Origin of the sequence: Streptococcus mitis (assembly GCF_946190155.1) — a bacterium.
GTDB classification, from domain to species: domain Bacteria; phylum Bacillota; class Bacilli; order Lactobacillales; family Streptococcaceae; genus Streptococcus; species Streptococcus mitis_CL.
Genome location: NZ_CAMHZL010000002.1, coordinates 162,505 through 185,889 on the forward strand (window position 1 = coordinate 162,505; position 23,385 = coordinate 185,889).

At 40.1% G+C, this 23,385-nt stretch carries 21 protein-coding genes and 1 pseudogene; 20 read left to right on the forward strand and 2 right to left on the reverse strand.

Translation table 11 applies throughout. The features are described 5' to 3' along the window. Nucleotides 1–59: 59 nt before the first annotated feature. A complete protein-coding gene (coaA, locus tag N8O80_RS02770) occupies nt 60–980 on the reverse strand; it encodes a type I pantothenate kinase (RefSeq protein WP_227325991.1) in 921 nt (306 codons plus the stop codon). A gap of 198 nt (nt 981–1,178) precedes the next feature. On the opposite strand from coaA, the gene N8O80_RS02775 reads away from it, so the two are divergent. From N8O80_RS02775 to N8O80_RS02815, 9 genes are all read left to right on the forward strand, one after another. Then, entirely contained in the window at nt 1,179–1,583 is a 405-nt protein-coding gene (locus N8O80_RS02775; protein WP_261026809.1) for a hypothetical protein, read from the forward strand. A 210-nt stretch (nt 1,584–1,793) separates the two neighbouring features. Then, nucleotides 1,794–2,384, forward strand: coding sequence for a class I SAM-dependent methyltransferase (locus N8O80_RS02780; RefSeq protein ID WP_314732571.1), 591 nt, complete (start codon nt 1,794–1,796; stop codon nt 2,382–2,384). Beyond that, complete coding sequence (locus N8O80_RS02785; protein ID WP_261026811.1) at nt 2,381–3,658, forward strand: pyrimidine-nucleoside phosphorylase; 1,278 nt, start codon at nt 2,381–2,383, stop codon at nt 3,656–3,658. Before N8O80_RS02780 ends, N8O80_RS02785 begins: the two co-directional genes overlap by 4 nt. Nucleotides 3,659–3,677: 19 nt before the next feature. After that, nucleotides 3,678–4,340, forward strand: coding sequence for a deoxyribose-phosphate aldolase (gene deoC / locus N8O80_RS02790; protein WP_261026813.1), 663 nt, complete (start codon nt 3,678–3,680; stop codon nt 4,338–4,340). Further along, nucleotides 4,327–4,716: a cytidine deaminase gene (locus N8O80_RS02795; RefSeq protein WP_261026815.1), complete on the forward strand. Its 390-nt coding sequence runs from the start codon at nt 4,327–4,329 to the stop codon at nt 4,714–4,716. Before deoC ends, N8O80_RS02795 begins: the two co-directional genes overlap by 14 nt. Nucleotides 4,717–4,805: 89 nt before the next feature. Further along, complete coding sequence (locus N8O80_RS02800; protein WP_001036137.1) at nt 4,806–5,858, forward strand: BMP family lipoprotein; 1,053 nt, start codon at nt 4,806–4,808, stop codon at nt 5,856–5,858. Between the two features lie 143 nt (nt 5,859–6,001). After that, entirely contained in the window at nt 6,002–7,537 is a 1,536-nt protein-coding gene (locus N8O80_RS02805; protein WP_261026817.1) for an ABC transporter ATP-binding protein, read from the forward strand. Next, nucleotides 7,530–8,588: an ABC transporter permease gene (locus N8O80_RS02810; RefSeq protein ID WP_153198806.1), complete on the forward strand. Its 1,059-nt coding sequence runs from the start codon at nt 7,530–7,532 to the stop codon at nt 8,586–8,588. Before N8O80_RS02805 ends, N8O80_RS02810 begins: the two co-directional genes overlap by 8 nt. Nucleotides 8,589–8,590: 2 nt before the next feature. Further along, nucleotides 8,591–9,547 carry an ABC transporter permease gene (locus N8O80_RS02815; RefSeq protein ID WP_000029124.1) on the forward strand — a complete coding sequence of 319 codons (957 nt, stop codon included), beginning with the start codon at nt 8,591–8,593 and terminating at the stop codon, nt 9,545–9,547. Nucleotides 9,548–9,586: 39 nt separating this feature from the next. On the opposite strand, the gene plsY is transcribed toward N8O80_RS02815, so the two are convergent. Then, on the reverse strand, nt 9,587–10,228 hold the full coding sequence (gene plsY / locus N8O80_RS02820; protein WP_261026818.1) for a glycerol-3-phosphate 1-O-acyltransferase PlsY: 642 nt from the start codon (nt 10,226–10,228) through the stop codon (nt 9,587–9,589). 135 nt (nt 10,229–10,363) lie between these two features. On the opposite strand from plsY, the gene parE reads away from it, so the two are divergent. From parE to N8O80_RS02875, 11 genes and pseudogenes are all read left to right on the forward strand, one after another. Then, nucleotides 10,364–12,313, forward strand: coding sequence for a DNA topoisomerase IV subunit B (parE, locus tag N8O80_RS02825; protein WP_261026820.1), 1,950 nt, complete (start codon nt 10,364–10,366; stop codon nt 12,311–12,313). Nucleotide 12,314: 1 nt separating this feature from the next. Continuing rightward, nucleotides 12,315–12,959: a hypothetical protein gene (locus N8O80_RS02830; RefSeq protein WP_120770058.1), complete on the forward strand. Its 645-nt coding sequence runs from the start codon at nt 12,315–12,317 to the stop codon at nt 12,957–12,959. Next, on the forward strand, nt 12,956–14,062 hold the full coding sequence (locus N8O80_RS02835) for a DGQHR domain-containing protein (RefSeq protein WP_120770059.1): 1,107 nt from the start codon (nt 12,956–12,958) through the stop codon (nt 14,060–14,062). Before N8O80_RS02830 ends, N8O80_RS02835 begins: the two co-directional genes overlap by 4 nt. Before the next feature lie 193 nt (nt 14,063–14,255). Beyond that, nucleotides 14,256–15,011: pseudogene (locus tag N8O80_RS02840) on the forward strand (DUF6261 family protein). Nucleotides 15,012–15,073: 62 nt separating this feature from the next. After that, nucleotides 15,074–15,619, forward strand: a complete 546-nt coding sequence (locus N8O80_RS02845) for a hypothetical protein (protein ID WP_261026826.1) — start codon at nt 15,074–15,076, stop codon at nt 15,617–15,619. Nucleotide 15,620: 1 nt separating this feature from the next. Beyond that, the gene (locus tag N8O80_RS02850; RefSeq protein ID WP_120770063.1) at nt 15,621–15,959 is read left to right on the forward strand and encodes a hypothetical protein; all 339 of its coding nucleotides are present in this window, start codon (nt 15,621–15,623) and stop codon (nt 15,957–15,959) included. A gap of 147 nt (nt 15,960–16,106) precedes the next feature. Then, the gene (locus tag N8O80_RS02855) at nt 16,107–16,940 is read left to right on the forward strand and encodes an aminoglycoside 6-adenylyltransferase (RefSeq protein WP_120770064.1); all 834 of its coding nucleotides are present in this window, start codon (nt 16,107–16,109) and stop codon (nt 16,938–16,940) included. Continuing rightward, a complete protein-coding gene (locus N8O80_RS02860) occupies nt 16,921–17,655 on the forward strand; it encodes a CPBP family intramembrane glutamic endopeptidase (protein ID WP_120770065.1) in 735 nt (244 codons plus the stop codon). The genes N8O80_RS02855 and N8O80_RS02860 overlap by 20 nt, the downstream gene beginning before the upstream one ends. Before the next feature lie 52 nt (nt 17,656–17,707). Continuing rightward, the gene (gene parC / locus N8O80_RS02865) at nt 17,708–20,179 is read left to right on the forward strand and encodes a DNA topoisomerase IV subunit A (protein WP_120770066.1); all 2,472 of its coding nucleotides are present in this window, start codon (nt 17,708–17,710) and stop codon (nt 20,177–20,179) included. Nucleotides 20,180–20,313: 134 nt separating this feature from the next. Then, nucleotides 20,314–21,336 carry a branched-chain amino acid aminotransferase gene (locus N8O80_RS02870; RefSeq protein WP_120770067.1) on the forward strand — a complete coding sequence of 341 codons (1,023 nt, stop codon included), beginning with the start codon at nt 20,314–20,316 and terminating at the stop codon, nt 21,334–21,336. Nucleotides 21,337–21,358: 22 nt separating this feature from the next. Then, entirely contained in the window at nt 21,359–23,326 is a 1,968-nt protein-coding gene (locus N8O80_RS02875; protein WP_000837408.1) for a peptide ABC transporter substrate-binding protein, read from the forward strand. Nucleotides 23,327–23,385: the final 59 nt, after the last annotated feature.

The window sequence follows — 23,385 nt, forward strand, 5'->3', positions numbered from 1 at the left end:
CCTCCATATTTACTAACTATACCATTATATCTGAAAACTTACGTTTTGACAAGGGAAAATTATTTTTTTAAGTAAATTTCATCGATTTCATGGTTCTTTGTTTTATGAAGAATCACTTCTGCACGATTTCTAGTTGGTTCAATATAATTTTGTAGATTTGTGAGATTGATACTAGTCCAGACCTGATGGGCAAAGGCTTCCACTTCCCCAATCGGCATTTGAGTAAAACGATAATAGTAGCTATCAGGGTCGTTTTGGGCTAGGCTCAGCATTTTCAAGAAACGGTCCAGATACCAACTCTCGATGTCATCTACTGAGGCATCAACATAGATGGAAAAGTCAAAAAAGTCAGTGATATAGAGACGCTCGTTTTGTGGGTTTTGAAAGACATTAATCCCCTCGACAATCACAAAATCAGCAGCTTTGACACTTTGTTTTTCCTCAGGAACGATGTCGTAGACTTCATGAGAATAGACAGGAATATCTACATCTTGTCCATTTTTGATGCGGTCCAAGAAGTTGAGAAGAGCCTCCATATCATAGCTTTCAGGAAATCCCTTACGATTTAGAATTCCTTGCTCAATCAAGGTCTGGTTGGGATAGAGGAAGCCGTCAGTTGTTACCAACTCCACTGTAGCATCTGTAAGTGTACGGGACAGTAGGATTTGAAGTAGGCGACTGGTTGTGGATTTTCCAACAGCAACACTCCCAGAAACCCCAATGATAAAAGGCTGGGCTTTGCTTTCACGTTGAAGGAAAATTCCTTTGGAAAAGGCCAAATCATCCTTGGTACGCTTGTAAATCTGGATGAGATGGGCTAGGGGAAGATAGACATCAGTCACATCCTGTAAACTAATCTGGTCATTAAAACTCTTGATAGATTCTAATTCCTCTTCAGTCAAAGGAGGTGTCGTCTTTCGATGTAAAGATTGCCAAGTCTGGCGGCTGATTTTTTCAAAATGTAAAAATTCGTTGGTCATTTGTTTTCCCCTAGATATTTCGTCTATCATACCATAAAAAGCTAAAAAAATAAAGCGGTTTCTTGAATGCGGTAAGTCAATAGTATATAATATAAGTAGATAGAGGTTGACCAATTTATTGATGAAGTTGGAGATGGTTTACTGGTTTATAAGGTTATAAAGGGGGCATTTTAGTTCACAACTTGTAGGAGGTGTACTATGAAAATCTTAAAACGTTACACATTGGAACTTTGTTTTATTTTAAGTTTTGCACTACCTTTTATAAAAGGGGCGAATGCGGATAATGGTAGACGCTTTTTGGAAACCTATTACGGTTTTACTTTTTTGATGGAACATGCTATTGTAACAGCTATCTTTATCTGTTCGCTCTTGATTGCTTGCCTACTAAAAAAACGGTGGACGAAATGGCTTGCTTCTGGAAGTTATCTATTTTTGATTTTGTGGATTGCTACAGAAGGGTATCTCTTCCGTATGTCGCTAGAAGATTTGATACGACTTTGGACAAGTTTGGAAATCCTGACAAAAACGTATCAGTTGGGCTTTTATCTAAACATCCTGTTGGGAATTTTGTTGATAATTAAGTATCTGAAGGTTAAGCAATAGTAATAATAAATACGCCCGATTATAGATGATAAACTTTTTGTTTTATCCTGACTATGATATTTCTAGTTCTAAATGGTTTATCATTTATCTATAAGTGTTGAAAGAGATTGAAGAAAAGGTTTTACCTACTAGCTTTCTTCAGTCTTTTTCGTTTTATTATCAATTTGTAAACGATTTACAATTTAAGTCAAATTATGGTAAAATAGTTTCATGAGTAAAATGTATTATGCAGAGAATCCTGACGCTGCTCACGACATTCATGAGTTGAGAGTGGACTTGTTGGGAGAAAAAATGACCTTTTTGACGGATGCGGGTGTTTTTAGCAAGAAAATGGTTGACTTTGGCAGTCAACTTTTGCTCAAGTGTCTTGAGGTCAACCAAGGAGAGACTGTCCTTGATGTAGGTTGTGGTTATGGGCCTCTGGGCTTGTCTTTGGCTAAGGCTTATGGAGTTCAGGCGACCATGGTCGATATCAATAATCGTGCCTTGGATTTGGCGCGACAAAATGCTGAACGAAATAAAGTAGAAACAACGATTTTCCAGTCCAATATTTATGAACAAGTTAAAGGGAAATTTGACCATGTCATTTCCAATCCTCCTATCCGTGCGGGCAAGCAAGTGGTTCATGAAATCATTGAGAAAAGTAAAGATTTCTTGGAAACTGGTGGAGATTTAACAATCGTTATCCAGAAAAAACAAGGGGCCCCAAGTGCTAAGTCCAAGATGGAAGAGGTGTTTGGCAATTGTGAAATCGTCAAAAAAGATAAGGGATACTATATCCTTAGAAGTGTGAACGAATGAGAGCAGTTGATTTAATCCAAAAGAAACGAGACGGTCAAGAATTGACTTCGAGTGAAATTGAATGGCTGGTAGAAGGCTATGTGTCAGGAACTGTCCCTGATTATCAGATGTCTGCCTTTGCTATGGCTGTCTATTTCAAAGGAATGACGACTCGAGAAATCTCTGACCTAACTATGAAAATGGTTCAGACAGGCCAAGAGTTTGATTTATCAGCTATTGATGGGGTTAAGGTTGACAAGCATTCTACTGGGGGTGTTGGTGATAAGGTGACCTTGATTTTGGCTCCCCTTGTTGCTAGCTTTGGTGTTCCTGTAGCCAAAATGAGTGGTCGTGGTCTCGGCCATACAGGTGGAACGATTGATAAATTGGAGTCTATCAAGGGCTACCAAGTCGAGCGTAGTCAGGAAGATTTCATTCGCCAAGTGCAAGATATTGGTGTATCGGTTATTGGACAATCAGATCAGCTGGTAAAAGCCGACAAGCTTTTATATGCCTTACGTGATGTGACAGCAACTGTTGATACCATTCCTTTGATTGCTAGTTCTGTCATGAGTAAGAAAATTGCTGCTGGGGCGGATGCTATCTTGCTAGATGTGACAGTTGGCGAAGGTGCCTTTATGAAGACTGTCGATGAGGCTCGTGAATTGGCTCAAACCATGGTAGAACTTGGAAAAGCTGTTGGACGAAAAACAGTTGCAGTTATTACGGATATGAGTCAACCCTTGGGACGAGCGAGTGGAAATCGTCTGGAAATCCTTGAAGCATTGGAGATTTTACAAGGTCAAGGACGTCAGGATATTACCCACTTCATCTGTGAATTGGCTCAAATTATGCTTGGCCTGGCAAATGTAAATAAAACAGTTGAAGAAGTTCGCCAACATCTTGAAAATGGCCAAGCGCTTGCTAAGTTTGAGGAGATGGTGCAAGCTCAAGGCGGTGATTTAGAGGACCTTTATCGTCCTGTAAATGTCGCCCATGTTGTGGATATTCCAGCCCAAGACACAGGTGTCATTTCAGCTCTTCCAGCTATGGAATTTGGGCTTTATGCTATGAGACTGGGGGCAGGCCGTTCAGTCAAGTCTGATGCCTTGGACTATGAAACAGGAATTGTTTTTGAAAAGAAAGTTGGAGATTCCGTTCAAAAGGGAGAAATTGTTGCAAAAGTATATACAAATGGAAAAATTTCTCCTCAGCTAGTTACAGATTTTCAAAAATATGTTAAAATAAATGATAGCGTGCAAAGTTTACGAGAAATTATAGAAATAATCTCATAAACTGCAGGAGAATCCGAATATGAAATTAAATAAATATATCGATCATACACTTTTGAAACAAGATGCGACAGAAAATCAAATTGATTGTTTGTTGTCTGAGGCTAGGGAGTATGATTTTGCCAGTGTTTGCGTTAATCCGACCTGGGTTGAACATGCCAAAAAAGGGCTTGAAGGCACAGATGTCAAGGTCTGCACAGTAGTAGGTTTCCCCTTGGGAGCAACAACTTCAACTGTGAAAGCTTTTGAAACCAAGGAAGCTATCCAAAATGGTGCAGATGAGATTGATATGGTGATCAATGTTGGAGCTCTCAAATCAGGTAATCTTGATTTGGTTGAATCGGACATCCGTGCTGTTGTAGAAGCAAGTGGTGACAAGTTAGTAAAAGTCATTATTGAAGCTTGCCTTCTGACAGACCAAGAAAAAGTTCGGGCTTGCCAATTAGCCCAAAAAGCAGGAGCTGATTTTGTTAAAACATCTACTGGCTTTTCAACTGGTGGTGCGACGGTAGCAGATGTTACATTAATGCGTGAAACAGTTGGACCTGATATGGGAGTCAAGGCTGCTGGTGGAGCTCGTTCTTATGCAGATGCTCTTGCCTTTGTGGAAGCAGGTGCGACTCGTATCGGAACGTCAGCTGGGTTAGCCATTGTAAAAGGAGAATTGGCTGATGGCGACTACTGAGTTGATTGAACTAGCAATTGAAACCAGCAAACAAGCCTATGTGCCCTATTCTCACTTTCCTATCGGAGCAGTTTTAGTGGCAAAAGACGGAAGTGTTTACACGGGAGTGAATATCGAAAATGCTAGCTATCCTTTGACCAACTGTGGAGAACGTACAGCGATTTTTAAAGCAGTTTCCGAAGGTCAAAGAGAGTTTTCAGAATTGATTGTCTATGGTCAGACTGAAAAACCAATCTCGCCATGTGGTGCTTGTCGCCAAGTGATGGCTGAATTTTTTGAACAAGATCTAAAAGTGACCTTAGTCGCAAAAGATAAATCGACGGTCGAGATGACGGTCGGGGAATTACTTCCATACTCTTTTACAGACTTAAACTAGTCTGAGTCGCTCTCTGAGTGGCACGGTCCTTGTGGCCAACCAATCCATACTTGCAACATCGTTGCACATCTTATTTAGGAGGTTCAGTAATGAACAAGAAACAATGGCTAGGCCTTGGTCTAGTTGCAGTGGCAGCAGTTGGACTTGCTGCATGTGGTAACCGCTCTTCTCGTAACGCAGCTTCATCTTCTGATGTGAAGACAAAAGCAGCAATCGTCACTGATACTGGTGGTGTTGATGACAAATCATTTAACCAATCAGCTTGGGAAGGTTTGCAAGACTGGGGTAAAGAACACAATCTTTCAAAAGATAAAGGTTTCACTTACTTCCAATCAACAAGTGAAGCTGACTACGCTAACAACTTGCAACAAGCGGCTGGAAGTTACAACCTGATCTTCGGTGTTGGTTTTGCCCTTCACAATGCAGTAGAAGAAGCAGCAAAAGACCACTCTGACTTGAACTATGTCTTGATTGATGATGTGATTAAAGATCAAAAGAATGTTGCGAGCGTAACATTTGCTGATAATGAAGCTGCTTACCTTGCAGGTGTTGCAGCAGCTAAAACAACTAAAACAAAACAAGTTGGTTTTGTAGGTGGTATCGAGTCTGAAGTTATCTCACGTTTTGCGGCTGGATTTAAAGCTGGTGTTGAGTCAGTAGACCCATCTATCAAAGTTCAAGTTGACTACGCTGGTTCATTTGGTGATGCTGCTAAAGGTAAAACAATTGCAGCAGCACAATACGCAGCTGGTGCAGATGTTGTTTATCAAGCAGCAGGTGGAACAGGTGCTGGTGTCTTTGCAGAAGCAAAATCACTCAATGAAAGCCGTTCTGAAAGTGAAAAAGTTTGGGTTATCGGTGTTGACCGCGACCAAGTAGCAGAAGGTAAGTACACTTCTAAAGATGGTAAAGAATCAAACTTCGTTCTTGTATCTACTTTGAAACAAGTTGGTACAACTGTAAAAGATATTGCTAACAAAGCAGAAAAAGGTGAATTCCCTGGCGGTCAAGTGATCGTTTACTCATTGAAAGATAAAGGGGTTGACTTAGCAGTAACAAACCTTTCAGAAGAAGGTAAAAAAGCTGTTGAAGATGCTAAAGCTAAAATCCTTGATGGAAGCGTAAAAGTTCCTGAAAAATAATGGATGGAAGTCATTTCTTAGGAAGCGGCCCTCGGCCGCTTTTTTAAGAGTTGAGACAAAGTCATTTTGTCTCAGTAAAGCTTGCTACTAGACAAATTAGCAAGTTTTATTGAAATAAAATAAGACTCTGAAAGGAAGAGCACATGGCACACGAAAATGTCATTGAGATGCGTGATATTACCAAGGTGTTTGGTGGATTTGTTGCCAACGACAAAATCAACCTGCACCTACGAAAAGGTGAAATTCATGCACTTTTAGGAGAAAATGGGGCTGGAAAGTCCACGCTCATGAACATGTTAGCAGGGCTTCTTGAACCAACCGGTGGTGAAATTGTGGTCAACGGTCAAGTTGTCAACCTCGACTCCCCATCTAAAGCAGCTAGCTTGGGAATCGGGATGGTTCACCAGCACTTTATGTTGGTAGAAGCCTTCACAGTGGCTGAAAACATCATTTTAGGTAGTGAATTGACTAAAAATGGTGTGCTAGATATTGCTGGAGCTAGCAAAGAAATCAAGGCTCTTTCTGAACGTTATGGCTTAGCTGTTGACCCTTCTGCCAAGGTGGCAGACATCTCAGTTGGAGCCCAACAACGTGTAGAAATTTTAAAAACCCTTTATCGGGGGGCTGATATCCTTATCTTTGACGAACCAACGGCTGTCTTGACTCCATCAGAAATTGATGAGTTGATGGCTATTATGAAAAATCTTGTCAAAGAAGGGAAATCAATTATCTTGATTACCCACAAGTTGGACGAGATTCGCGCAGTTTCTGATCGCGTTACAGTTATCCGTCGTGGGAAATCAATTGAAACTGTCGAAATCGCAGGGGCTACCAATGCTGATTTAGCAGAAATGATGGTTGGACGTTCTGTTTCCTTTAAAACAGAGAAACAAGCCTCTCAACCAAAAGAAGTGGTTTTGTCTATCAAAGATTTGGTGGTCAATGAAAACCGTGGTGTTCCAGCTGTTAAAAATTTGTCCTTGGATGTTCGTGCTGGAGAGATTGTTGGTATTGCAGGGATTGATGGAAATGGTCAGTCTGAACTGATTCAAGCCATTACAGGTCTTCGCAAGGTTGAATCTGGTAGCATTGAGCTAAAAGGAGATTCAATTGTAGGCTTGCACCCACGACAAATTACAGAGTTGAGTGTTGGGCACGTTCCAGAAGACCGTCACCGTGATGGCTTGATTTTGGAAATGATGATATCTGAAAATATTGCCCTTCAAACCTACTATAAAGAACCACATAGTAAAAATGGAATTTTGAACTATTCAAATATTACTTCTTATGCTAAAAAGCTAATGGAAGAATTTGATGTTCGTGCTGCCAGTGAATTTGTGCCTGCAGCTGCACTCTCAGGAGGAAATCAACAAAAAGCAATTATTGCTCGTGAAATTGATCGTGATCCTGATCTCCTTATCGTCAGCCAGCCAACTCGTGGTTTGGATGTCGGTGCCATTGAGTATATCCACAAACGCTTGATTGAAGAGCGTGATAATGGGAAGGCTGTCCTTGTTGTCAGCTTTGAACTAGATGAGATTTTAAACGTCTCAGACCGTATTGCCGTTATCCACGATGGTAAGATTCAAGGTATTGTATCACCAGAAACAACCAATAAACAAGAACTTGGTGTCTTGATGGCTGGTGGAAACTTGGGAAAGGAGAAGAGTGATGTCTAAAAAATTACAACAAATTTCGGTTCCCTTGATTTCTGTCTTCCTAGGAATTTTACTCGGAGCCATTGTTATGTGGATCTTCGGTTATGATGCTATTTGGGGCTACGAAGAATTGTTCTATACAGCCTTTGGTAGTCTGCGTGGGATTGGTGAAATCTTCCGTGCTATGGGGCCTCTAATCTTGATTGGTCTTGGTTTTGCCGTTGCCAGTCGTGCAGGTTTCTTTAACGTTGGGCTTCCTGGTCAGGCTTTGGCAGGTTGGATTCTCAGTGGTTGGTTTGCTCTGTCGCATCCAGATATGCCACGTCCTTTGATGATTCTAGCAACCATCGTGATTGCCTTGATTGCTGGTGGGATTGTCGGAGCGATTCCAGGTATTCTTAGGGCCTATCTAGGGACGTCAGAGGTTATTGTAACCATCATGATGAACTACATCGTCTTGTATGTAGGAAATGCCTTTATCCATGCTTTCCCTAAAGACTTTATGCAAAGTACAGATTCGACCATTCGTGTTGGGGCTAATGCAACCTATCAGACACCTTGGTTGGCTGAGTTGACTGGTAACTCACGGATGAATATTGGTATTTTCTTTGCCATTATTGCTGTTGCAGTTATTTGGTTCATGCTCAAGAAAACAACCCTTGGTTTTGAAATCCGTGCGGTTGGTCTTAATCCACATGCTTCAGAATACGCTGGTATTTCTGCCAAACGGACTATTATCCTATCAATGATTATTTCAGGTGCCTTGGCAGGTCTTGGTGGAGCTGTTGAAGGACTTGGAACCTTCCAGAACGTTTATGTTCAGGGCTCGTCATTGGCTGTCGGATTTAACGGTATGGCAGTTAGTCTACTTGCAGCAAACTCACCAATTGGTATTCTCTTTGCAGCCTTCCTGTTTGGTGTTCTCCAAGTTGGAGCCCCAGGTATGAATGCGGCGCAGGTACCGTCTGAGCTTGTCAGCATTGTAACAGCGTCTATTATCTTCTTTGTCAGTGTTCATTACCTTATCGAACGCTTTGTCAAACCGAAAAAACAAGTTAAAGGAGGTAAGTAAAGATGTCTATTACAACCTTGCTCACCCTCTTGGTGTCTTCTATGCTGATTTACTCAGCGCCCCTCATCTTTACAAGTATCGGTGGTGTTTTCTCTGAACGTGGTGGTGTGGTAAACGTCGGTCTTGAAGGAATTATGGTTATGGGTGCCTTTTCTGGAGTTGTCTTTAACCTTGAATTTGCAGAACAATTTGGAGCAGCAACTCCATGGCTATCTTTGCTTGTAGCAGGATTGGTTGGTGGTCTCTTCTCCATCATCCACGCAGCAGCGACGGTTCATTTCCGTGCAGACCATGTTGTCAGTGGTACGGTATTGAACTTGATGGCGCCAGCCTTGGCTGTTTTCTTGGTTAAAGTTCTTTATAACAAAGGACAAACCGACAACCTAAGTCAAACTTTTGGACGCTTTGACTTCCCAGTCTTGGCAAATATCCCAGTCATTGGTGATATCTTCTTCAAGTCAACTAGTCTTCTTGGTTACTTGGCGATTGCCTTCTCATTCCTTGCTTGGTTTATCCTCTTCAAGACTCGCTTTGGTCTTCGTCTCCGCTCTGTCGGTGAACACCCTCAAGCAGCGGATACCTTGGGAATCAACGTCTACAAGATGAGATATCTAGGAGTTATCATTTCAGGTTTCCTAGGTGGAATTGGTGGAGCTATTTATGCTCAATCCATCTCAGTTAACTTCTCAGTGACAACTATTGTTGGACCTGGATTTATCGCCCTTGCTGCGATGATCTTTGGAAAATGGAATCCAATCGGAGCCATGCTTTCTAGTCTTTTCTTTGGACTTTCACAAAGTTTGGCTGTTATCGGTTCTCAATTGCCATTCCTACAAGGAGTGCCTGCGGTTTATCTTCAAATCGCACCTTATGTTTTGACAATACTTGTCTTGGCAGCCTTCTTTGGAAAAGCAGTCGCACCAAAAGCAGATGGTATTAACTATATCAAATCAAAATAAGCATACAAAAAAACGTCAGTTCATTCATGAACTGACGTTTTATTTTTTAGGATGTTGGTTGGTTAGGTTCAATCCCCAAGGGACCAAATTTTCAGTTTTGTTTTTGATACGAGCGATATTGTCCTTATGGCGAATGATAATCAAGCTAGCAAGAGCTAGGATAATAGCGATGAAGAGAGGATCATAGTTGCTCAGGATAAAACCAAAAAGTGGAAAGAGTAGAACTCCGATGACGGCTGCGATAGATGCTGTGACACTAGATAGTGAAATCATACTACCCAGATAGAGGGTTCCAAAGAAAACAACCGCTAGGTAGAGACAGAAGATAGGTGCAAAACCGAAAATCACTCCCGCACTGGTTGCGACAGCCTTGCCACCCTTAAATCCTGCAAAGATAGGGAAGGTATGACCAATAACAGCCAAAAGTCCAAAGATGAGAGGCGAAACGCCTTGCAGATGAAACATAATCGGAAGAAGAGTTGCTAGGGTTCCTTTAAAAAAGTCAATTACAAAGGTTGCCATACCAGCTTTCTTACCTAAAATACGGAAGGTATTGGTTGTTCCAGTGTTACCAGAACCATGTTCACGCAGATTGATTTGAAAGAATACTTGTCCAATCCAGAGACCAGACGGAATCGAACCCAGCAGATAGGCTAGGATTAATAAAACTATTGTAATCATACTACTATTATATCATGAAATGGAGAAGAAAGGCAGAGAATCTCTTCTGAAATTGTCACAGCGGAGAAAGAAAAATTTTGCAAAATCCTTAGAAAACCTGTAGAATAGTAAAGATGAACGAATAGGAGGTTCCTTGTGTCAAAAAAGGAAATCAATATTAATAATTATAATGATGATGCCATTCAGGTGCTAGAAGGGTTGGATGCGGTCCGAAAACGTCCAGGGATGTATATCGGATCGACCGATGGAGCTGGTCTCCACCACCTAGTCTGGGAAATCGTCGATAATGCTGTCGATGAGGCCTTGTCTGGATTTGGTGATCGTATTGATGTGACCATCAATAAAGATGGGAGTTTGACTGTACAAGACCATGGACGTGGGATGCCGACAGGTATGCACGCTATGGGAATTCCAACAGTTGAGGTTATCTTTACCATTCTTCACGCCGGAGGAAAATTTGGTCAAGGAGGCTACAAGACATCAGGTGGTCTCCACGGGGTTGGCTCTTCCGTAGTTAACGCCCTTTCTAGCTGGCTAGAAGTTGAAATCACTCGTGATGGGGCAATCTATAAGCAACGTTTTGAAAATGGTGGCAAACCTGTTACGACTTTGAAGAAAATCGGTACAGCGCCCAAGTCTAAGACAGGTACCAAGGTTACGTTTATGCCTGATTCGACTATCTTTTCTACGACAGACTTCAAGTACAATACCATTTCAGAGCGCCTCAATGAATCAGCTTTTCTCTTAAAAAATGTGACCTTATCTCTGACGGACAAACGAACAGATGAAGCGATTGAATTCCACTATGAGAACGGGGTGCAGGACTTTGTTTCTTACCTCAACGAAGACAAGGAAACCTTGACACCAGTTCTTTACTTTGAAGGTGAAGAAAATGGTTTCCAAGTGGAAGTAGCCCTCCAGTATAATGATGGATTTTCAGATAACATTCTATCCTTTGTCAATAACGTTCGTACCAAGGATGGTGGAACGCATGAAACGGGACTTAAGTCTGCCATTACCAAGGTTATGAACGACTACGCGCGTAAGACAGGTCTTCTCAAGGAAAAAGATAAAAACCTTGAAGGGTCAGACTATCGTGAGGGGCTAGCGGCCGTTCTTTCTATCTTGGTTCCGGAAGAACACCTCCAGTTTGAGGGACAGACCAAGGACAAACTAGGAAGTCCACTAGCTCGCCCGGTTGTGGATGGAATTGTGGCTGATAAGTTGACCTTCTTCCTTATGGAAAATGGTGAATTGGCTTCTAACCTCATCCGCAAGGCTATCAAGGCGCGTGATGCTCGAGAGGCGGCTCGCAAAGCGCGTGATGAGAGCCGGAATGGTAAGAAAAATAAAAAAGACAAGGGCTTATTGTCTGGAAAATTGACCCCAGCTCAGTCTAAGAATCCTGCTAAGAATGAACTCTATCTAGTCGAGGGGGACTCTGCGGGTGGTTCTGCCAAACAAGGCCGTGACCGCAAGTTCCAGGCTATTTTGCCTCTTCGTGGTAAGGTTATTAATACAGCCAAGGCAAAGATGGCGGATATCCTCAAAAATGAAGAAATTAATACCATGGTTTATACCATTGGTGCGGGTGTTGGGGCAGATTTTTCTATTGAGGATGCCAACTACGACAAGATTATTATTATGACCGATGCGGATACCGACGGTGCCCATATCCAGACCTTGCTCTTGACATTTTTCTACCGCTACATGCGTCCGCTAGTCGAGGCAGGCCATGTTTATATCGCCCTTCCGCCTCTTTACAAGATGTCTAAAGGAAAAGGTAAGAAAGAAGAAGTGGCTTATGCTTGGACTGACGGTGAGTTAGAAGAACTACGGAAGCAGTTTGGTAAAGGAGCCACCCTCCAACGATATAAAGGTCTTGGTGAGATGAACGCGGACCAACTCTGGGAAACAACCATGAATCCAGAAACCCGCACCCTCATCCGTGTTACGATTGAAGATTTAGCACGCGCTGAACGTCGTGTTAATGTCCTCATGGGAGACAAGGTCGAACCACGACGTAAGTGGATTGAAGACAATGTCAAGTTTACGCTGGAGGAGAGTGGAGAGATGGTGTTTTGAGATGAAAAATAACAAAATACATAAAATAAAAATATCTTTAAAAAATAAAATAAAAAGTTTTTTTAAAAATATTGATTGGGGAAAAGTACGTTTAAATGTGTTACTAACAGCTGTGATTCCAATTATACTTTTTACAATCCCTGTAACTTCTCCAACTTTCGAATGGAGTAACTGGGGTAGCAGTATTGTAGAGAAGCTCCAACAAGGCATACTATTTAGTACAATAATAAGTATAGCATCAAATATTGTGCTATCTTATAGGACCCGATTTAGAGGGTTGCTTTCAAAAAAATCTCAAGACAATATTGAGCATGGTATTCAACTGTTAACATTTTATTCCAATCTCTCGATTATTATCTCTTCTTTCGTTCTAATGCTTTTATCTGCTTTCTACTATGGACAAATTAGAAGTAATTCACTATTAAATTGCTTCGGACTTGTTATTGAAGTAGTATTATTTATTCTGATTCAACTTCTATATGGATATTCTGAAGGATCAATGAGAGAAGATGATGGCAGTAATATTGAAGAATTAGTACAAAAAGCTGAAGAACAGAGAAATGCAAGTGAAAAGAAAGATTTCCGAGATTTGGAAATAGACAATGATTTTGATTTATTACGAGAAAGGAGAGAGGAGAATAGATGAGAGATACGGTTAACTTCCCTAAAGGAATGGAAGTAAATCAAGGTGATGGGGTGTATAATTTCATACTTACTACTGGAAGAGCTTCTGATATCTTAAAAATTTCAGAAGTTAAGAGATTATCTGACTTTGAAAATGGTATTCAAAGATATTTAAATGATGCTAGAGCTAATGCAATTAAAGATTTTTGTTATAGGAAAGATGCAATCTTTCCAACACCGATTATTGTATCCTTGAATTCTGATTTTATTGATGATCAAGAAAACGAGTTGAAAATTAGCTTTGACTCTGATTTTGATTCAGCTAAACCATTTACTGTTATTGATGGACAGCATAGACTTGAAGGAATTAAAAGGTATATGGAAAAGGAAAGAGATAAAGATTTTGAACTTCCTTTAATCATATACCAGGATGCTGATCAAGCTACTGCGGCTGAAATATTTGTAGCAATTAACGCAAATCAAAGACAGGTGGATAGTTCAACCATTAGCCAACTTTTTGGAATTATTTATAGTGAGAGATCTGATATTTATACTGTAGAATCTTTTACAGCTCGGGTAGTAAAACTTCTTAACGAGAATGATGTTTCTCCATTTAAAGGAAAGATTAAGATGTTAGGTAAGAAAGAGAGAAAGGATCAATTTATATCACAGGGGACTGTTGCGAAAAAAATCTCTCAGTTTGTTACTTCAAATAGTACAAAGGACAATTTAACAATTGAAAAATATGATTCAAATGTTTTACTCAGAAATGAGAAAAAGGTGTTTAGAAATTCATTCAAAAAAAATCAACCAGCAGAAGTTGCTAAAGATATAATAAATCTTTTTGGTGCATTTGAAATTGTATACCACGAAATTTGGAATGGAGAAGGATTGTTAATAAAAAAGGCGGTTGGTTACAGTGCAATGATGTATTTTTTAGAAAAACTATTGTTAAAAGATATAAAAGGTGCTAGAAATTATTTTGATATATTTGAAAAGAATAAAGAACAGAACTCCAAAAAACTATTAGAAATTTTTTCTTCTGATAGGGGATCTAGCGAAAGTGTTGCTAGAAAAATATCAAAGGAATTAATGCAGTTATTTGGCATTGGAGAAATGGATTAATATAATCTCCCACAAGAAATCATTTCCTTATTCCTAAAACAAGAAATCACACCTGAGGAGTATCTTGTCTGGGGGAATAAATCAACACACACATGTGTGTGTTGATTTATTGGAGTATAATACGAATATTTAGATATGTTCTGAATTATTTTAGGGCAAAAAATTAAAAATACATCATTGAAAGAGGAGTTTTATGAAAAAAGAATATGGAATCACGAGTTTAACTGTACTCAATTTAGAAAACAACGAATTCTTCTAACTTCTATCTGAGAGCAAGGACGAGTTAGGGGCTTTTACAAAAGCCAATAAGTCTGAGCAGGTTTACGCAACGAAGCTTGGAGATATAGAAAAACTTCTTGAGACCTTGCAAGCTGGTTTGCACCGTTCCAAGGCCAGTCAAATGGTGGTTAGTCTGGAAGCGTCTGATCGTGAGCGTGATGATGCGCTTTCTACCTTGACCAGTTTGGTCAAGGCCTTCTCTCGTGTCAAAGAGGCAGGTAGCAAGGAAGTTTACGACAAACTCAGCAAACTTTTCAAAAATTATGCTGGGCTAACGAGTATAAGCTGCGAAAAGGAGACAGAAGCTATTAACCATTTACTCAAGGAGCTAAAAGATACGGACTACCAAACTGCCCTTTCAACCCTGCATTTGAAAACTCATGTAGAAACCTTAATAAAGGCGTAGGCTCAGTTTGAAAAAGCCTATAAGGAGCGGGAGCGCCTGGCTGAGCAAAAAGGAAAGGCACCTAGTCAAAATAAGGAAGTTCGTGCTAAACTGCAAGAAATCTATGACTTCCTTGTGGACTTTACTGCAATCAACGCATATGCTTATCCAGATAAGAAGCAGTATGCCGATCTCCGTGACCATCTCAACGCTATCCGTAGTCGCTATAAAAAACGCAAACCAAGCAAAAGAATTACCCCAACACAACCAGAAGAAGCAAAGTAGGTTGTTCTGTTTAATTTATGCCAGTCAAAATAAATCTTAGAAAGTGAATATAGGATATAAAGATGAATGAATTAGTGATTGGATTATTTGCGGCTCTGTTAGGTGCAATTGTGTCAATCTTTACCTTATATACCAATTATAGAAGTTCTTTAGATAGCATTTCAGGCTGGCGCTCAAAGCTTTTTGATGCAGCTTCTGCTAAAGAAATTACGCTTAAAGAAGTTCAGGTGTTAAGGACAGCTCTACGCTATGAACCAACTAAGGAAGTCCAAGAATACACTTTTGCTTGGATATCTAATATCATGATTTACTATTGTGATTATATTTCGTTAAAGTATTTTGAACATCATGAAACAAGTCTTTTGTATCAAGAACAGGTAATCATTAGAGTATTTATCAGGTGTCTGTTGAAGAACCATTGGGAATACAATGCTTCTATGGTATCTTCGTTGAAATTCTTGAAGATTCATTACAAAGCTTCAAAACAACTAGAATTTATTCGTGAAACGTATGATAAAGCAAAGGCAATAAGTAGGACCTTAGAGAATGACGATGAAGAATACGATCTGATTGAAAAAATCAATAAAAAGATGATGGGAAGTGCATGAAATGAAACTTGAACTAGATGTTAAAATTAATAAAAATGGTGAAGATAAGATAAATAAATTTTCTACTCAAGATTATTTGGATAAATATGTAAAACTTGATACGCCTAATCCCGATTCATTTGGCTCGGCAGATGAATCATGCTGCAAGAAAATTGGAGGATGGCTATTGACTAATATATTTAGCATGTATTTGATTTTCTTATATGTAATTGTAGGGGTTAATTTTGCAAGTGATCAAGGCTGGCTAGGGTTGAAGGAAATTAAACATCAAACAAATGTATTAGCTGTTTTGTTAGTAGTTTTTCTTATTATTAATAATCTGTTTAAAAAGAAGAAATAAAAACAAAGATGGCTGTCAAAGTCATGAAAAAACTAGTCATAGGATTTTTCAAAGAATTTGATAACGAAAAAATTCCAGCTGATAGTCCGCTTTATAGACATACCCTCTACAGAATCGAGAGTTTTCACTAAAAAGGTAGGTATTCCTATGAGAACTGAACCCGAAATGCTAGATTTAATTTTGCAAACTGCAAAAGTGCTACAAGTCGATGCTGTCGCCATGTCCGGTTCGCGGACAAATTCACAAGCTCCAAAAGACGAATTTCAAGACTATGACGTAGTCTATGTTGTAGAGAATCTGGACGAGCTGATTACAGATTTATCTTGGTTGGACAAGTTTGGCAAACGCATTATCGAGCAAGAAGTTGGTCTTGGTCAACGTCGTCTATACCTCATGCTTTTTGAAGATGGCAATCGTATCGATTTGACTCTTTGCCCTAAAGAACACATTAAAGAGTGGGTGGATAGTGAGGCAGGATTCATAGTTTTAGCAGATGAGAAGGGCTTGTTTGAGTCATATTTTCCCAGCCCAGAGCGTTTCTGGATACATCCAGCTACTGAGACAGATTTTAAAAATTCCTGCAATGAATTTTGGTGGGTTTCCGCCTATGTAGTCAAGGGCATTTGTCGTAATCAGCTCATCTATGCGACTGACCATCTCTACGGCATTTGTCAACAAGAGTTATTAAAAGTCTTAGCTTGGCAAGTTGCAGCTGATGAGGAAAAAGTAGACGTCGGCAAGAATAATAAGTATCTTTTTAACTATTTACCTAATACGAAAGAGAAAGAATTCTCAAGTCTAGTTGATTTCTCCAGTTTAGACAAAATCACTCAGTCTTTGTTTGCTACGATGGAACTTTTCCACCGAGAGGCTGAGTTCCTTGCTCAAAAAATGGGATTTGACTATGAGAAGGAAGTGGCTGAGAAGATGATTAAGTATGCTGAGGAGAGACTCGAAACAAATGAAACATTTACAAAATAATAAGATAACAAAATTTTTACTGATGAGTTTTCTCATTTCTTGGGGATTTGGTTGGGGATTGCTCGCTTTTCTGACGCAAATGAGCCTCTTAAGTCTAACAAGTCCACTAGGAGTTTTTCTCCATTTACTAGGAGGTTTCGGTCCAACCATTGCAGCCATTTCTTGTTTGCCTCAAAAATCCATTAAAAGCATAGTCTCTTTTATCTTAGGGGACTCAAAGAAACATATTTTGTTATTTCTTTTACTAATTTTCGTGCAGACAGGTGTCATCGCTTTCTCCTCTAAGGAACTTAATCCAGCTTTTCCACTAGGAAATTTGTTTGTTGTTTTTTTGAGTGCAGTCTGTGTTTATGGTGGCGAAGAAGAATTGGGATGGCGAGGCATCTTGCAACCAACTTTGGAAACTAGATTCTCCTTTTGGATTTCCGGTTTGATAACAGGTTGTATTTGGGCAATATGGCATGTACCGTTATGGTTTGTGATTGGAAGTTCCCAAAGTGGGATACCTTTTATATTATTCAGTCTATTTGCAATTTATCTCAGTATTCTTCTAGCAGCTATTTTCAAAAAGACTAAGTCGGTCCTTTTTTGCGCCATTTTTCACGGCCTAATTAATACCCTATTTAGCTTATTTGTTATTAAAATTAATCTTTTATTCATCCTAGGATTAGTAGGATTGCTCTTCTTTTCTCACTACCTACAAAGAAACAGTTAAATTTATAAATTATAGATTTACTTTACAATAAAACACTAAAAAGAGAATTATTATGTCCAACATTCAAAACATGTCCCTAGAGGACATCATGGGAGAGCGCTTTGGTCGCTACTCCAAGTACATCATTCAAGACCGGGCTTTGCCAGATATTCGTGATGGCTTGAAGCCGGTTCAGCGCCGCATTCTTTATTCTATGAATAAGGATGGCAACACCTTTGACAAGAGCTACCGCAAGTCGGCCAAGTCTGTCGGGAACATCATGGGGAATTTTCACCCACATGGTGATAGTTCTATCTATGATGCTATGGTTCGTATGTCGCAAGACTGGAAAAATCGTGAGATTCTAGTTGAAATGCATGGTAATAACGGTTCTATGGACGGAGATCCGCCTGCGGCTATGCGTTATACCGAGGCTCGTTTGTCTGAGATTGCTGGTTATCTTCTTCAGGATATCGAGAAAAAGACAGTTCCCTTTGCTTGGAACTTTGACGATACCGAGAAAGAACCAACTGTTTTGCCAGCAGCCTTTCCAAATCTTTTAGTCAATGGTTCGACTGGGATTTCGGCTGGATATGCCACAGATATTCCTCCCCATAATTTGGCTGAGGTCATTGATGCCGCGGTTTACATGATTGACCATCCAACGGCCAAAGTTGAAAAACTCATGGAATTCTTGCCTGGACCAGACTTCCCGACTGGAGGGATTATCCAGGGTCGTGATGAAATCAAGAAGGCCTATGAAACTGGGAAAGGGCGCGTGGTTGTTCGTTCCAAGACTGAGATTGAAAAGCTAAAAGGTGGCAAGGAACAAATCGTTATCACTGAGATTCCTTATGAAATCAATAAGGCCAATCTGGTCAAGAAAATCGATGATGTTCGTGTCAATAACAAGGTGGCAGGAATTGCTGAGGTTCGTGATGAGTCTGACCGTGACGGTCTTCGTATCGCGATTGAACTCAAGAAAGACGCCAATTCTGAGCTTGTTCTCAACTATCTCTTCAAATATACTGACTTGCAAATCAATTACAACTTTAATATGGTGGCGATTGACAATTTCACCCCTCGTCAGGTTGGGATTGTCCCAATTTTATCTAGCTACATTGCCCACCGTCGTGAAGTGATTTTGGCTCGTTCCCGCTTTGACAAGGAAAAGGCTGAGAAGCGTCTCCATATCGTCGAAGGTTTGATTCATGTAATTTCGATTTTGGACGAAGTCATTGCTCTTATTCGTGCTTCTGAGAATAAGGCTGACGCCAAGGAAAACCTCAAGGTCAGCTATGATTTTACAGAAGAGCAGGCTGAGGCCATCGTTACCTTGCAACTTTACCGTTTGACCAATACAGACGTGGTTGTCTTGCAGGAAGAAGAAGCTGAACTTCGTGAAAAGATTGCCATGCTTGCGGCGATTATCGGTGATGAACGGACTATGTACAATCTCATGAAGAAAGAGCTTCGTGAGGTCAAGAAGAAATTTGCGACACCACGTTTGAGTACTTTGGAAGATACAGCAAAAGTAATCGAGATTGATACAGCTAGTCTGATCGCCGAGGAAGATACCTACGTCAGCGTGACCAAGGCAGGTTACATCAAGCGTACTAGTCCACGTTCCTTTGCGGCTTCAACGCTGGAAGAAATTGGCAAACGTGACGACGATCGTTTGATTTTTGTGCAAGCTGCCAAGACAACCCAACACCTCTTGATGTTTACCAGTCTTGGAAATGTCATCTACAGACCAATCCATGAATTGGCAGATATTCGTTGGAAGGACATCGGAGAGCATCTGAGCCAGACTATCACAAACTTTGAAACCAACGAAGAAATCCTTTATGTGGAAGTCGTGGATCAGTTTGATGATGCGACAACTTATTTTGCGGCGACTCGTCTCGGTCAAATCAAGCGTGTAGAACGAAAAGAATTCACCCCATGGCGGACCTACAAGTCTAAGTCTGTCAAGTATGCTAAGCTAAAAGACGAGACAGACCAGATTGTAGCAGTGGCTCCGATTAAACTAGATGATGTTCTTTTGATTAGCCAAAACGGTTATGCTCTGCGTTTCAATATCGAAGAGGTTCCAGTTGTTGGTGCCAAGGCTGCAGGTGTCAAGGCTATGAACCTGAAAGAAGATGATGTCCTCCAATCGGCCTTTATCTGTAATACCTCATCCTTCTACCTCTTGACTCAGCGTGGAAGTTTGAAACGTGTTTCTATTGACGAAATTCCGGCAACCAGCCGTGCCAAACGTGGGTTACAAGTCTTGCGTGAGTTGAAAAACAAACCGCATCGTGTCTTCTTGGCAGGAGCGGTTGCAGAACAAGGCTTCGTTGGTGACCTCTTTAGTACAGAAGTGGAAGAGAACGACCAAACTCTGCTTGTCCAATCCAACAAAGGTACAATCTATGAAAGTCGACTACAAGACTTGAACCTGTCAGAACGTACTAGCAATGGAAGCTTTATTTCAGATACCATTTCAGATGAAGAAGTTTTTGACGCTTATCTTAAAGAAGTATTTACAGAAGCCAAATAAGTGAAATGAAGAATCAGTTCTCAGAGCTGGTTCTTTTTATTGAAGAAATTTTCTGAAAATTACAAAATATACTTGCTATTTTAGAAAAATAGTGTAGAATAAAAGAAATAGGTTTTTAGAATAAGGAGTGGAATATGACAGTAACGATTGATTGGGAAAATCTCGGTTTTTCCTATATGAAATTACCTTATCGCTATATTGCTCATTTTAAAAATGGACAATGGAATCAAGGAGAGTTGACAGAAGATGCAACCTTGCATATTTCAGAGTCTTCTCCAAGTCTTCACTATGGACAACAAGCATTCGAAGGTTTAAAAGCTTATCGTACTAAGGATGGCAGTATTCAACTTTTCCGTCCTGATGAAAATGCTAAACGTCTGCAACGTACTTGTGATCGTCTCTTGATGCCACAAGTTCCGACAGAAATGTTTGTAGAAGCTTGTAAGGAAGTTGTTCGTGCCAATGAAGAATATGTACCTCCATACGGAACAGGTGGAACCCTTTATCTTCGTCCTCTTTTGATTGGAGTAGGAGATATTATCGGAGTAAAACCAGCAGAAGAGTACATTTTCACTATCTTTGCCATGCCAGTTGGTAATTACTTTAAAGGTGGTTTGGTTCCAACCAACTTCTTGATTCAGGATGAATACGATCGTGCCGCTCCAAATGGTACAGGTGCAGCTAAGGTTGGTGGGAACTATGCTGCCAGTCTCTTACCAGGGAAATTGGCCAAGTCACGTCATTTCTCAGATGTTATCTATCTAGATCCATCAACTCATACAAAGATTGAAGAAGTCGGATCAGCTAACTTCTTTGGAATTACAGCTGACAATGAGTTTGTAACACCATTGAGTCCATCTATCTTGCCATCTATTACCAAGTATTCTTTGCTTTATTTGGCAGAACATCGCTTGGGCTTAACTCCTATTGAGGGTGATGTCCCGATTGACAACCTTGACCGTTTTGTAGAGGCAGGTGCCTGTGGTACAGCAGCGGTTATTTCTCCAATTGGTGGAATTCAGCACGGTGATGATTTCCATGTTTTCTATAGTGAAACAGAAGTAGGTCCTGTGACTCGTAAACTCTATGATGAATTGACAGGAATTCAGTTTGGCGATATTGAAGCGCCAGAAGGTTGGATTGTAAAAGTAGATTAAAATTAACTAAAGGAGATTTTTTATGAAATCGAAAAAGTGGCTCTTAACAGCAGGAGTGGTCCTGAGTACAACAGCTCTATTAGTGGCTTGTGGAAAAGCTGATAAAGAAGCAGATGCACCGACAACATTTTCATATGTCTATGCAGTAGATCCAGCATCTTTGGACTATAGTATAGCGACTCGTACATCTACAACAGATGTCATCGGGAACGTGGTTGATGGTTTGATGGAAAACGACCAATACGGAAATGTTATTCCTTCCTTGGCTGAAGATTGGTCTGTGTCAAAAGATGGTTTGACTTATACCTATAAACTTCGTAAAGGAGTTAAATGGTACACTTCAGAAGGTGAAGAATACGCAGAAGTAACAGCCCATGACTTTGTGACAGGACTAAAACACGTAGCTGACGGTAAGTCAGACGGTGTCTCTCTCATCCAAAATTCAATCAAGGGCTTGGATGCCTACATGACTGGTGAGACCAATGATTTCTCTACAGTTGGTGTCAAGGCCTTGGACGATTACACAGTTGAATATACCCTAAACAAACCAGAAAGCTTCTGGAACTCTAAAGTCACCACAGCAACGATGTTACCTGTAAATGAAGAATTTTTGAAGGCATCAGGTAAAGATTATGGAGCAGTTACTCCAGCGGGAATTCTCTATAATGGTCCTTATATCTTGAAGACCTTGACTTCCAAATCGTTGATTGAATACGAGAAAAATCCAAATTATTGGGATAAAGAAAAGGTAAAAATCGAGAAGATTAAATTGACTTACTACGATGGTTCTGATCAGGAATCGTTGATTCGTAGTTTCTCTTCAGGTGCCTATACGACAGCCCGTCTCTTCCCAAGTAGCTCAAACTTTGCTTCAACTTTGGAACAATACGGAGATAAAATCACTTATAGTCCACAGGACTCAAGTAGTTATTACTTCACCTTTAACGTAAATCGTCAGTCATATAATAAAACTGCGAAAACAAGTGAAGAACAAAAGACTTCTACAAAAGAAGCTATGCTTAATAAGGACTTCCGTCAGGCTATCAACTTTGCCTTCAACCGTCATTCTTATGCTGCCCAGCTAAATGGCGAAGACGGTGCGGATAAGATTATTCGTAACAGCCTTGTTCCTGACAACTTTGTACAAGCAGGTGGTAAAAACTTTGGTCAAATCGCTCAAGCAGAGTTGGTGAACTATGGTGACCAATGGAAAGGTGTTGAGCTAGTTGACGGTAAGGATTCTATCTACAACCCTGACAAGGCTAAAGCTGCGTTCGAAAAAGCTAAGAAAGACTTGGAATCTAAAGGGGTAACCTTCCCAATTCATTTGGATGTCCCAGTTGAACAAACAGATACCATCGCCGTTCAACAAAGCAACTCTTTCAAACAGTCTATTGAATCAACTCTTGGTGCTGAAAATGTTGTCATCGACGTTCTTCAAATGACAGATAATGAAAAGGAAACAATCACTTCACAAGCACGTGTTCCTTCTCAAAAAGACTATGATTTGAACAGTACAGGATGGGCTCCAAGTTATCAAGACCCAGCATCTTACTTGAATATCATGGATCCTAAATCAGGTTCTGCTATGAAACACCTTGGTATTACTAAAGGGAAAGATAAGGATGTTGTAGCGAAACTTGGTTTGGACCAGTATAAGAAATTATTGGATGATGCCGATTCAGAAACTACTAATCTTGAAGAGCGCTATGAAAAATATGCCAAGGCTCAAGCTTGGTTGACAGATAGTTCATTATTGATGCCAACAGCCTCATCTGGTGGTTCACCAGTTGTAAGTAATGTCGTGCCATTCTCAAAACCATACTCACAAGTTGGTATTAAGGGTGACCCATATATCTTTAAAGGAATGAAATTGCAAAAAGATATTGTTACAACAAAAGAATATGAAGAAGCACTGAAAAAATGGCAAAAAGAAAAATTGGAATCAAATGGTAAGTACCAAAAAGAACTAGAAAAACACATTAAATAAAGCAGAAAACTCTATATCAGACTTGGAATGATATAGAGTTTTTTCTTGCTAGTTTTGGG

Bases quoted from the DNA above. Each gene is read 5' to 3' on its own strand.
- N8O80_RS02875 (WP_000837408.1), top strand. From the start codon at position 21,359: ATGAAATCGAAAAAGTGGCTCTTAACAGCAGGAGTGGTCCTGAGTACA.
- deoC (WP_261026813.1), top strand. From the start codon at position 3,678: ATGAAATTAAATAAATATATCGATCATACACTTTTGAAACAAGATGCG.
- N8O80_RS02860 (WP_120770065.1), top strand. From the start codon at position 16,921: ATGAAACATTTACAAAATAATAAGATAACAAAATTTTTACTGATGAGT.
- N8O80_RS02870 (WP_120770067.1), top strand. From the start codon at position 20,314: ATGACAGTAACGATTGATTGGGAAAATCTCGGTTTTTCCTATATGAAA.
- N8O80_RS02795 (WP_261026815.1), top strand. From the start codon at position 4,327: ATGGCGACTACTGAGTTGATTGAACTAGCAATTGAAACCAGCAAACAA.
- N8O80_RS02775 (WP_261026809.1), top strand. From the start codon at position 1,179: ATGAAAATCTTAAAACGTTACACATTGGAACTTTGTTTTATTTTAAGT.
- N8O80_RS02785 (WP_261026811.1), top strand. From the start codon at position 2,381: ATGAGAGCAGTTGATTTAATCCAAAAGAAACGAGACGGTCAAGAATTG.
- coaA (WP_227325991.1), bottom strand. From the start codon at position 980: ATGACCAACGAATTTTTACATTTTGAAAAAATCAGCCGCCAGACTTGG.
- plsY (WP_261026818.1), bottom strand. From the start codon at position 10,228: ATGATTACAATAGTTTTATTAATCCTAGCCTATCTGCTGGGTTCGATT.
- N8O80_RS02850 (WP_120770063.1), top strand. From the start codon at position 15,621: ATGAAACTTGAACTAGATGTTAAAATTAATAAAAATGGTGAAGATAAG.
- parC (WP_120770066.1), top strand. From the start codon at position 17,708: ATGTCCAACATTCAAAACATGTCCCTAGAGGACATCATGGGAGAGCGC.
- N8O80_RS02830 (WP_120770058.1), top strand. From the start codon at position 12,315: ATGAAAAATAACAAAATACATAAAATAAAAATATCTTTAAAAAATAAA.
- N8O80_RS02810 (WP_153198806.1), top strand. From the start codon at position 7,530: ATGTCTAAAAAATTACAACAAATTTCGGTTCCCTTGATTTCTGTCTTC.
- N8O80_RS02845 (WP_261026826.1), top strand. From the start codon at position 15,074: ATGAATGAATTAGTGATTGGATTATTTGCGGCTCTGTTAGGTGCAATT.
- N8O80_RS02855 (WP_120770064.1), top strand. From the start codon at position 16,107: ATGAGAACTGAACCCGAAATGCTAGATTTAATTTTGCAAACTGCAAAA.
- N8O80_RS02805 (WP_261026817.1), top strand. From the start codon at position 6,002: ATGGCACACGAAAATGTCATTGAGATGCGTGATATTACCAAGGTGTTT.
- N8O80_RS02815 (WP_000029124.1), top strand. From the start codon at position 8,591: ATGTCTATTACAACCTTGCTCACCCTCTTGGTGTCTTCTATGCTGATT.
- N8O80_RS02800 (WP_001036137.1), top strand. From the start codon at position 4,806: ATGAACAAGAAACAATGGCTAGGCCTTGGTCTAGTTGCAGTGGCAGCA.
- N8O80_RS02835 (WP_120770059.1), top strand. From the start codon at position 12,956: ATGAGAGATACGGTTAACTTCCCTAAAGGAATGGAAGTAAATCAAGGT.
- N8O80_RS02780 (WP_314732571.1), top strand. From the start codon at position 1,794: ATGAGTAAAATGTATTATGCAGAGAATCCTGACGCTGCTCACGACATT.